Below are 10,049 nucleotides of genomic sequence, written 5' to 3'. Positions count from 1 at the left end.
TGCTCTAATGGGCATACTTCAACTATTGGATCTATTAAGCTTAACCTCCTGTTGCACACTATAAGACTTTAACAGAAGCAATTTCCTTCCCAGCCTATCCGCTGACAAGAAGATGCCAAGACTGCATGATCGATTCGACAAGCCCAAATACAGTTGTAGTTATTCCACGAATTTTATCCACAAAGCAACATTTGAGTCCTCGCAACGGTGACAATCAGTTTATGACTCTTTCCTACGTTGAATACCTAACGCATACCGCCACTTTGCGCCGATTCCCAACCCCTTCTGACTTATTGCAGCTATCTCCGTAGCGAATGGTACAGATCTGGATGCAACATTACTGCCCGGATTGATTGATGGCACGGCAATCACCGCTCCGGGTGGTCATTCGGATCGATGAACTCAGAAATGTAATTATTTTAGGCAATGCTTTTTTGGCATATTTGATATGCCTGTAAAGTCTTTCTTTCGCCTCTTTATCTACATGCCAATCGCTTGATATGGAATGGATAAATCATTAAACTTCTGTGTGCTGTCAAAAAAGATATTCAATAGTTATTTAAAAGGCTGTCGATTTCTCGACAGCCTGGACAGAAGAATTACTTCTGCTGTTCATTGTATTTCAAATGTAAAATGGGGTAAGGGCGGCCTGCTCCATCCGTCAAATCTTCACCGATTATTCCGAAGCCGCTTTTTAAGTAAAACCTTGTCGCATTCTCATTTTGTTTATTCACATCAACGGACGTGATCCCAAAACCATTGATGCATATTTGCATAATTTGTTTCCCATACCCTTTGCCAATTTTATCGGGATCGAGAAATAGTGCTTCCAAGTGATTTTCATTGATGGCGGTAAATCCAATGATAGAGTCTTCGATATACCAGAGACGTACATCAAGATGAGGAAAATACATGGGTAATTCTTTTTTGATTTCCTCTTTATCCTTAAAATTCAAAAAATGATGAGTGGCCATTACCGATCTTTCCCAAAGATTTATAATAATATCATAGTCATTATCGGTTGCTTTTCTGTTTTGTATCATTTCGTTCTGCTCCTTTTTCTTATTAATTTATCACGCTCCTTTCATCACATTTTTGAAGATGATGATCGTATATCTCCAATTGATATATGTCTTCATGCTTACCACTCTTTTCGGAATTATATTAATCGATTTACAATCGCGGCGATCTGTCCCTTGTTTTTGCACTATCGTCTCCCGATAGCGTAATGAACTCTGTCGGATGCCACTGAATCTCATTTTACAAAAATCCATCCTCGGGTTCACCAACATTAAAACCTAATACTTTTGTTGCTTCCGATTTAAAACTTTCAATCCAAGAATTCCAGTCGCTATCATTCAGCTGTGCAAAGAATGATAATCCACTTGGTTCGACTGAAGCATAAATAAATATGTCATTATCTTCTTGTCCAAACCAATAAGGAACTCCATTTTTATACCCTATCCATCCTGGCATACTTTCATATAAATTAGAAAATTATCTTGCCCTTTAGCTTAAAGGCAATTGCTTTAATCCAAAATAACTGGGGCTATTAAAGAAAAAAATATTGTTCCAATAAAAAAGTAAATTGTCGAAGCCATATACCCAAAGTTCTTTTTAAAAATTGCAACAAAAACAACTGAAAGAAGAGGTATTGCCCAAACAAAGCAAATCAAGTATTTCATTCCAAAATGTGCTGCTAATGAATTAATGTACATTGGAATTCCAATCATTAACCATAAAACAGAGAAAAAGAGTCCCACCATTATAGATGTAAGTAATTTAGGTTTTCCCACTAAATTCCCCCCTCACTTCCTCTTCGTTAAAACTTTATACGATTCCATTACTTGGTAGTTGCGTTAATCTGCCCGTTACTTCAATGAAACAAGGACAGCTACCTGGCGAGGCGATCTATCCCTTGTTTATGCACTATCGTTCATAGTTAGCGGAATGATTTAAATCAATGCAACATCAACTTCAATCGAGAGGGAACTGCCCTTACACAAGCAAACGCTCATTTAAAAATCGATTATCCCTGACGATTTTTCTTACCTTCTTCATCGTATCCGCGTGTTTGGGCACTCCAGCAATTCGGTCAAGCAACAGCCACCTCAGGCAGGCAAGCGCTTCAAAGATCCCCAACTCCGCCGTCGCCAGGGGCATTTCCTCTTGATATTTGTATAAAAACGTAAGGCTTTTGCTCTCGCTCAAATAGATACGCAGAAGCAGACAAGCCCATGACAGATCGTATCTAGGATCCCCTAATTGCCCGTTCGTCCAGTCGATCACTGTGTATTGTCCATTCTCTTCTAGAATATTCCCTAAATTGAAATCGCCGTGAATCAACCTGTCCATTTTCATATCCGCGGAAGCGACGAGCCGGATCAGTTCCTCTTTCATCGCCGGAAACGCCTCGATCCCCTGGAAAAAATACTCAACAAAATCATACCTAGCTAGCGCCCTACCCTCCAATCCTTCCGGAGATAGCCGGTGAATGTCGGCAAAGGCAGCAGCAATTTTCTTAAAAATGCTCGGGTTCACCTTCGTCACAGCAGTACCATGATAGAGGGTCAGCAGCACACTGTCCCCAGTTTTGGTCCGCCCATAGCCGATCGGCTCGGATACACTGATTCCTTGACGACGAAGAGCTTTCAAAAGGCAATATTGACGTAGGACGTCGGGTTTCGAGTGTTTGTTCCACACCTTCAGTACAAAATGCTCTTCCCCTTTTGTGATCTTAACCACATCTGCCTCAAACCCCGGTGAAAGCGGGACAAACGTCAGTTCAGCTCCTGAAATAACCAGATTGTTTAAAATTGGGTTTTGTTCATGCCATTCAATATTCGCCAATGAGTCGTATATAGTTTTTCCTGCTATCATACCTCACCTCTGGTTATTTACTCCTTCCAGGAAATTCAACATTTAGCCGCGTTATCCTGCCCGTTACTTCAATAAAACAGGGAGCAGCTGCCGGCCGTGGCAATCTACTCCCTTACTTTTGAACTAATGTTCCCTGTTAGTTGAAAAATTATCATTTGAGTAGCGAACTGCGTAATTGTTGTTGCACCTGTCGTTTGACAAGAACATGCAGCGGCGCTGGTTCACCATCTTTCTTTTTTCGAGAAACGAATAACGGATCATTGGAGAGATATTCGCCGCACTCGGCCAGATGTTCCCGGATTGCTTTAGCCGAAACATCGCCAATTGGGATTAAGGGTCTTGTTAGTTTTTCTTCTCGCAGTGGAACGATATGGGTCCCGAATCATCCTTTTCTCATCCAGCACATCCGAGATTCGCAGCTTGAGTAGATCGCTAAATTTAATTGAAAAGAAACAGCGGCGGACTATGACTTGAGGAAATTTGCCGCCGCTGCTTTTATTGAGCTAACAGTTGCAAGGTAAGCATTTGTTGTCATCTCCAGCTTTTATCGGGCCAGAAAACAAGTATTTAAAATCCACATTACCATAAGCAGGCATGTTATGGGGTAAATGTTATAATGTTTAAATCACGATTATTGGCTGTACTTGAAGTAAGGTTGGTAGCTATCGTAAAAATGACTCTAACGGAGTACGTCGAGGTAGTAGTAGCTGGTGCAACATCTACCTGGGTACTTGCTAATGGATATCTATGAGTCCCTGCACTTGGTTGATTTGCATTAAAAATCCTTGTATCAATTAATGTTGCATCTCGATATAATCGCATTTCAAAACGCACTGACCAGTTCGCAGTAGTAATTATTTCAATAGATAAAGAATAATCAATTTTTAACAGCTGGTTAACCACAACACCTTGAGTAACACTTACAACTGTTACTTCTGTGTTTAATGGTGGAAAAACATTTATTGATCCTGCGTTTTCAGCAAAAGCTAAAGTTGGTGAAATACCAGTTGGACCGGTTGCACCAGTGGCTCCTGTTGCTCCCGTTGGGCCTGTTGCTCCTGTTACCCCCGTTGCTCCGGTAGCTCCAGTCGCTCCTGTTACCCCAGTTACCCCTGTTGCTCCTGTTGCTCCTGTTACCCCTGTTGCTCCTGTTGCTCCTGTTACTCCTGTTGCTCCGGTTGCTCCGGTTGTTCCTATTGCACCCGTTGCTCCGGTTGCACCCGTTGCTCCAGTTACTCCAGTTGCTCCAGTCGCTCCTGTTGCTCCGGTAGCTCCAGTCGCTCCTGTTACCCCTGTTACACCAGTTGCTCCGGTTGCTCCGGTTGCTCCGGTTGCTCCGGTTGCTCCGGTAGCTCCAGTCGCTCCTGTTACCCCTGTTACACCAGTTGCTCCGGTTGCTCCTGTTGCTCCGGTTGCTCCGGTTGCTCCGGTTGCTCCGGTTGCTCCGGTTGCTCCTGTTGCTCCGGTTGGGCCTGTTGCTCCAGTTGCTCCGGTTGCTCCGGTTGTTCCTATTGCACCCGTTGCTCCGGTTGCACCCGTTGCTCCAGTTACTCCAGTTGCTCCAGTCGCTCCTGTTACCCCTGTTACCCCTGTTGCTCCGGTTGCACCCGTTGCTCCGGTTGCTCCAGTTACTCCAGTTGCTCCGGTTGCACCCGTTGCTCCGGTTGCTCCAGTTACTCCGGTTGCTCCGGTTGCTCCGGTTGCTCCGGTTGCACCCGTTGCTCCAGTCGCTCCTGTTACCCCTGTTACCCCTGTTGCTCCGGTTGCACCCGTTGCTCCGGTTGCACCTGTTGCTCCGGTTGCACCCGTTGCTCCAGTCGCTCCTGTTACCCCTGTTACCCCTGTTACCCCTGTTGCTCCGGTTACTCCTGTTGCACCCGTTGCTCCAGTTACTCCTGTTGTACCCGTTGCTCCAGTTACTCCTGTTGTACCCGTTGCTCCGGTTGCTCCAGTTGCTCCAGTTACTCCAGTTACTCCAGTTGCCCCAGTTGCTCCGGTTGCTCCTGTTGCTCCTGTTGCACCCGTTGCTCCTGTTACCCCTGTTACCCCTGTTGCTCCGGTTGCACCTGTCGCGCCAGTTGCTCCGGTTACCCCCGTTACCCCTGTTGCTCCGGTTGCACCCGTTGCTCCAGTTACTCCAGTTGCTCCAGTCGCTCCTGTTACCCCTGTTACCCCTGTTGCTCCCGTTTCACCCGTTGCTCCGGTTACCCCCGTTGCTCCGGTTGCTCCTGTTGCTCCTGTTGCTCCAGTTACTCCAGTTGCTCCTGTTGCTCCGGTTGGACCGGTTACACCCGTTGCTCCGGTTACACCCGTTGCTCCGGTTGCACCCATTGCTCCGGTTGCTCCAGTCGCTCCGGTTACCCCAGTTACCCCTGTTGCTCCTGTTACACCGGTTGCACCCGTTACTCCGGTTGCACCCGTTTCACCAGTTGCTCCTGTTGCTCCTATTGCACCCGTTGCTCCAGTTACTCCAGTTGCCCCAGTTACTCCGGTTGCTCCAGTTACTCCTGTTGCACCCGTTTCACCCGTTGCTCCGGTTGCACCCGTTGCTCCTGTTGCACCCGTTTCACCCGTTGCTCCGGTTGCACCCGTTGCTCCAGTTACTCCAGTTGCTCCTGTTACCCCAGTTACCCCTGTTGCTCCCGTTTCACCCGTTGCTCCTGTTGCTCCTGTTGCACCCGTTTCGCCAGTTGCTCCTGTTGTACCCGTTGCTCCAGTTACTCCGGTTGCTCCGGTTGTTCCTGTTGCTCCGGTTGCACCCGCTTCTCCGGTTGCTCCCGTTACCCCCGTTGCTCCGGTTGCACCTGTCGCGCCTGTTGCTCCGGTTGCTCCAGTTGCTCCGGTTGCTCCAGTTACACCCGCTGCTCCGGTTGCTCCGGTTGCTCCCGTTACCCCCGTTTCCCCGGTTGCCCCAGTTGCTCCGGTTGCTCCCGTTACCCCCGTTGCTCCGGTTGCTCCTGTTGCACCCGTTGCTCCTGTTGCTCCGGTTGCTCCTGTTGCCCCAGTTGCTCCGGTTGCCCCGGATGCTCCGGTTACCCCCGTTTCCCCGGTTGCCCCGGTTGCTCCTGTGGCACCAGTTGCTCCGGTTGCACCCGTTACTCCGGTTGCTCCAGTTACACCCGTTGCTCCGGTTGCTCCAGTTACACCCGCTGCTCCCGTTGCTCCGGTTGCACCCGTTACCCCCGCTGCTCCCGTTTCACCAGTTGCTCCGGTTGCACCCGTTACCCCCGTTGCTCCGGTTACCCCCGTTTCCCCGGTTACTCCCGTTGCACCAGTTACCCCTGTTGCTCCCGTTTCACCAGTTGCCCCTGTTGCTCCCGTTTCACCAGTTGCACCCGTTACTCCGGTTGCTCCGGTTGCACCCGTTACCCCCGCTGCTCCCGTTGCTCCGGTTGCTCCTGCTGCACCCGTTGCTCCGGTTGCACCGGTTGACCCGGTTGCTCCAGTTACTCCGGTTGCCCCAGTTGCTCCTGTTGCACCGGTTGCTCCGGTTGCTCCGGTTGCACCCGTTACTCCAGCTGCACCCGTTACCCCAGTTGCCCCGGTTGCTCCAGTCGCTCCTGTTACCCCTGTTGCTCCCGTTTCACCAGTTGCCCCGGTTGCTCCGGTTGCACCCGTTGCTCCGGTTGCACCAGTTACCCCTGTTGCTCCCGTTTCACCAGTTGCTCCGGTTGTACCCGTTACCCCCGCTGCTCCCGTTGCTCCGGTTGCACCCGTTACCCCCGTTGCTCCTGTTGCTCCAGTTACACCCGTTACCCCGGTTGCGCCCGTTTCTCCGGTTGCACCCGCTTCTCCGGTTGCTCCCGTTACCCCCGTTGCTCCGGTTGCTCCTGTTGCTCCAGTTGCTCCTGTTGCACCCGTTGCTCCTGTTGCTCCAGTTACACCCGCTGCTCCGGTTGCTCCGGTTACACCCGTTGCCCCGGTTGCGCCCGTTTCTCCGGTTGCACCCGCTTCTCCGGTTGCTCCCGTTACCCCCGTTGCTCCGGTTGCTCCCGCTTCTCCGGTTGCTCCCGTTACCCCCGTTGCTCCGGTTGCTCCCGTTGCCCCGGTTGCTCCTGCTGCACCCGTTGCTCCGGTTGTACCCGTTGCTCCTGTTGCTCCGGTTGTACCCGTTGCTCCAGTTACTCCGGTTGCCCCAGTTGCTCCGGTTGTTCCTGTTGCTCCAGTTGCCCCGGTTGCTCCCGTTACTCCTGTTGCCCCAGTTACTCCGGTTACCCCCGTTGCTCCAGTTGCTCCAGTTACACCCGCTGCTCCTGTTGCTCCGGTTGCACCCGTTACTCCAGCTGCACCCGTTACCCCAGTTGCCCCGGTTGCTCCAGTCGCTCCTGTTACCCCTGTTGCACCCGTTGCTCCGGTTGCTCCTGTTGCTCCTGTTGCTCCCGTTGCCCCGGTTGCTCCTGTTGCTCCCGTTGCCCCGGTTGCTCCTGCTGCACCCGTTGCTCCGGTTGCACCGGTTGACCCGGTTGCTCCAGTTACTCCGGTTGCCCCAGTTGCTCCTGTTGCACCCGTTGCTCCGGTTGCTCCGGTTGCACCCGTTACTCCAGCTGCACCCGTTACCCCAGTTGCCCCGGTTGCTCCAGTCGCTCCTGTTACCCCTGTTGCTCCGGTTGCACCCGTTACTCCGGTTGCTCCAGTTACCCCCGTTGCCCCGGTTGCTCCAGTCGCTCCTGTTACCCCTGTTGCACCCGTTGCTCCTGTTGCTCCCGTTGCCCCGGTTGCTCCTGTTGCCCCGGTTGCTCCTGTTGCTCCCGTTGCCCCGGTTGCTCCTGCTGCACCCGTTACTCCGGTTGCACCGGTTGACCCGGTTGCTCCAGTTACTCCGGTTGCCCCAGTTGCTCCTGTTGCACCCGTTGCTCCGGTTGCTCCGGTTGCTCCCGTTACTCCAGCTGCACCCGTTACCCCAGTTGCCCCGGTTGCTCCAGTCGCTCCTGTTACCCCTGTTGCTCCGGTTGCACCCGTTACTCCGGTTGCTCCAGTTACCCCCGTTGCTCCGGTTGCTCCAGTTACACCCGTTGCTCCCGTTGCACCCGTTACCCCCGCTGCTCCCGTTTCACCAGTTGCTCCGGTTGCACCCGTTACCCCCGTTGCTCCGGTTGCACCCGTTGCTCCAGTTACTCCAGTTGCTCCGGTTGCTCCGGTTGCACCCGTTGCTCCAGTCGCTCCTGTTACCCCAGTTACCCCTGTTGCTCCCGTTTCACCAGTTGCTCCGGTTGCTCCTGTTGCTCCTGTTGCACCCGTTTCACCCGTTGCTCCTGTTGCACCCGTTTCACCAGTTGCTCCGGTTGTACCCGTTGCTCCAGTTACTCCGGTTGCCCCAGTTGCTCCGGTTGTTCCTGTTGCTCCAGTTGCACCGGTTGCTCCCGTTACTCCTGTTACCCCAGTTACCCCTGTTGCTCCCGTTTCACCCGTTGCTCCGGTTACCCCCGTTGCTCCGGTTGCTCCAGTTACCCCCGTTGCTCCGGTTGCTCCGGTTACACCCGTTGCCCCTGTTGCACCCGTTGCTCCTGTTGCACCCGTTGCTCCAGTTACTCCGGTTGCCCCAGTTACTCCGGTTGCCCCTGTTGCTCCGGTTGCTCCAACTGCACCTGTCGCGCCAGTTGCTCCGGTTACCCCGGTTGCTCCCGTTACTCCTGTTGCCCCAGTTACTCCGGTTGCTCCTGTTGCTCCAGTCGCTCCTGTTACCCCTGTTGCTCCCGTTTCACCAGTTGCTCCGGTTGCCCCAGTTACTCCGGTTGCCCCTGTTGCTCCGGTTGCTCCAGCTGCACCCGTTACCCCAGTTGCCCCGCTTGCTCCAGTCGCTCCTGTTACCCCTGTTGCTCCCGTTTCACCCGTTGCTCCTGTTGCACCCGTTGCTCCTGTTACTCCTGTTGCCCCAGTTACTCCGGTTGCTCCTGTTGCTCCTGTTGCTCCTGCTGCACCCGTTGCTCCGGTTGCACCAGTTGACCCGGTTGCTCCGGTTGCTCCGGTTACACCCGTTGCCCCGGTTACACCCGTTGCCCCGGTTGCGCCCGTTTCTCCGGTTGCACCCGCTTCTCCGGTTGCTCCCGTTACCCCCGTTGCCCCAGTTGCTCCGGTTGCACCCGTTGCTCCTGTTACTCCGGTTGCCCCAGTTGCCCCAGTTACTCCGGTTGCTCCGGTTGCTCCAACTGCACCTGTCGCGCCAGTTGCTCCGGTTACCCCCGTTACTCCAGTTACTCCGGCTGCCCCATCTGCCCCCGTTGCTCCGGTTGCTCCAGTTTCACCCGCTGCTCCGGTTGCTCCGGTTGCACCCGTTACTCCAGCTGCACCCGTTACCCCAGTTGCCCCTGCTACACCTGTAGTTCCTCTTGCTCCTCTTGCTCCTCTTGCTCCAGTCGCACCTGTTGCACCTGTTGCACCTGTTGCACCCGTTGCTCCGGTTGCTCCGTTTACCCCCGTTGCTCCAGCTGCACCCGTTTCCCCAGTTGCCCCTGTTACACCTGTAGTTCCTCTTGCTCCTCTTGCTCCAGTCGCACCCACTGCTCCTGTTGCTCCGGTTGCACCCGTTACTCCAGCTGCACCCGTTACCCCAGTTGCCCCTGTTACACCTGTAGTTCCTCTTGCTCCTCTTGCTCCAGTCGCACCTGTTGCACCAGTCGCTCCGGTTGCACCCGCTTCTCCTGTTTCCCCCGTTGCTCCAGTCGCTCCGGTTGCACCCGCTTCTCCTGTTTCCCCCGTTGCTCCAGTTGGGCCGGTTGCCCCCGTTGCTCCCTTCGGCCCTTTTTCACCCGCAGCCCCTTTAAGACCACATGGCCCTCGTATACCCCTTGGACCTCTAATTAAGATTAAATTCCTGACCTTCTTTTTTCGTTCCCTTTTGAACTTAAATTGTACTTCAACTCTTGTTTTTTTCTTTTTTTTCTGCTTATGATACTCCATCGATATTCTTTTGCCAGGTTTCTTTTTTTTCTTATGTTTGAATTGCGAACGTTTAAGTAATCTTGTTTTCGGTTTTTTTCGTTCTTTTCTCGATTTCTTTTTTTTTTCTAAACAAAATACAGTCAATCTCCGCTCACCTCCATACAAACAAAGTATGAGGATAAACGTCGACTGGAATAGACTAATTTCTCAATCTGAAAAGAAATACATGTATATTACCATAGTAATTGCGAATAAAATGTTTAGGTTCCTTCCATTTTACTATAGCTCTA

Annotated in this window: 5 protein-coding genes; all 5 read right to left on the bottom strand. The window is 52.3% G+C overall.

Annotation, left to right across the window (positions count from 1 at the left end; genetic code table 11):
• Positions 1–599: 599 nt before the first annotated feature.
• Positions 600–1,043: a GNAT family N-acetyltransferase gene (locus J2X61_RS18420; protein ID WP_274470462.1), complete on the bottom strand. Its 444-nt coding sequence runs from the start codon at positions 1,041–1,043 to the stop codon at positions 600–602.
• A 217-nt stretch (positions 1,044–1,260) separates the two neighbouring features.
• A complete protein-coding gene (locus tag J2X61_RS18415; RefSeq protein WP_310189616.1) occupies positions 1,261–1,476 on the bottom strand; it encodes a hypothetical protein in 216 nt (71 codons plus the stop codon).
• A 53-nt stretch (positions 1,477–1,529) separates the two neighbouring features.
• Positions 1,530–1,796, bottom strand: coding sequence for a hypothetical protein (locus J2X61_RS18410; protein WP_310189614.1), 267 nt, complete (start codon positions 1,794–1,796; stop codon positions 1,530–1,532).
• Between the two features lie 202 nt (positions 1,797–1,998).
• Positions 1,999–2,880: a phosphotransferase family protein gene (locus tag J2X61_RS18405; RefSeq protein ID WP_274470465.1), complete on the bottom strand. Its 882-nt coding sequence runs from the start codon at positions 2,878–2,880 to the stop codon at positions 1,999–2,001.
• A 597-nt stretch (positions 2,881–3,477) separates the two neighbouring features.
• Positions 3,478–9,777 carry a collagen-like protein gene (locus J2X61_RS18400; protein ID WP_310189613.1) on the bottom strand — a complete coding sequence of 2,100 codons (6,300 nt, stop codon included), beginning with the start codon at positions 9,775–9,777 and terminating at the stop codon, positions 3,478–3,480.
• Positions 9,778–10,049 lie beyond the last annotated feature (272 nt).

Source organism: Bacillus sp. 3255, assembly GCF_031456485.1.
Classification (GTDB): domain Bacteria; phylum Bacillota; class Bacilli; order Paenibacillales; family NBRC-103111; genus Paenibacillus_E.
Note: the sequence above shows the minus strand (reverse complement) of the source record. Positions and strands in the feature narration are given on the sequence as shown.

What these genes read in the sequence shown, in the direction of transcription:
- J2X61_RS18420 (WP_274470462.1), bottom strand. Translation starts at nt 1,043, where the DNA reads ATGATACAAAACAGAAAAGCAACCGATAATGACTATGATATTATTATA.
- J2X61_RS18415 (WP_310189616.1), bottom strand. Translation starts at nt 1,476, where the DNA reads ATGCCAGGATGGATAGGGTATAAAAATGGAGTTCCTTATTGGTTTGGA.
- J2X61_RS18405 (WP_274470465.1), bottom strand. Translation starts at nt 2,880, where the DNA reads ATGATAGCAGGAAAAACTATATACGACTCATTGGCGAATATTGAATGG.
- J2X61_RS18400 (WP_310189613.1), bottom strand. Translation starts at nt 9,777, where the DNA reads ATGGAGTATCATAAGCAGAAAAAAAAGAAAAAAACAAGAGTTGAAGTA.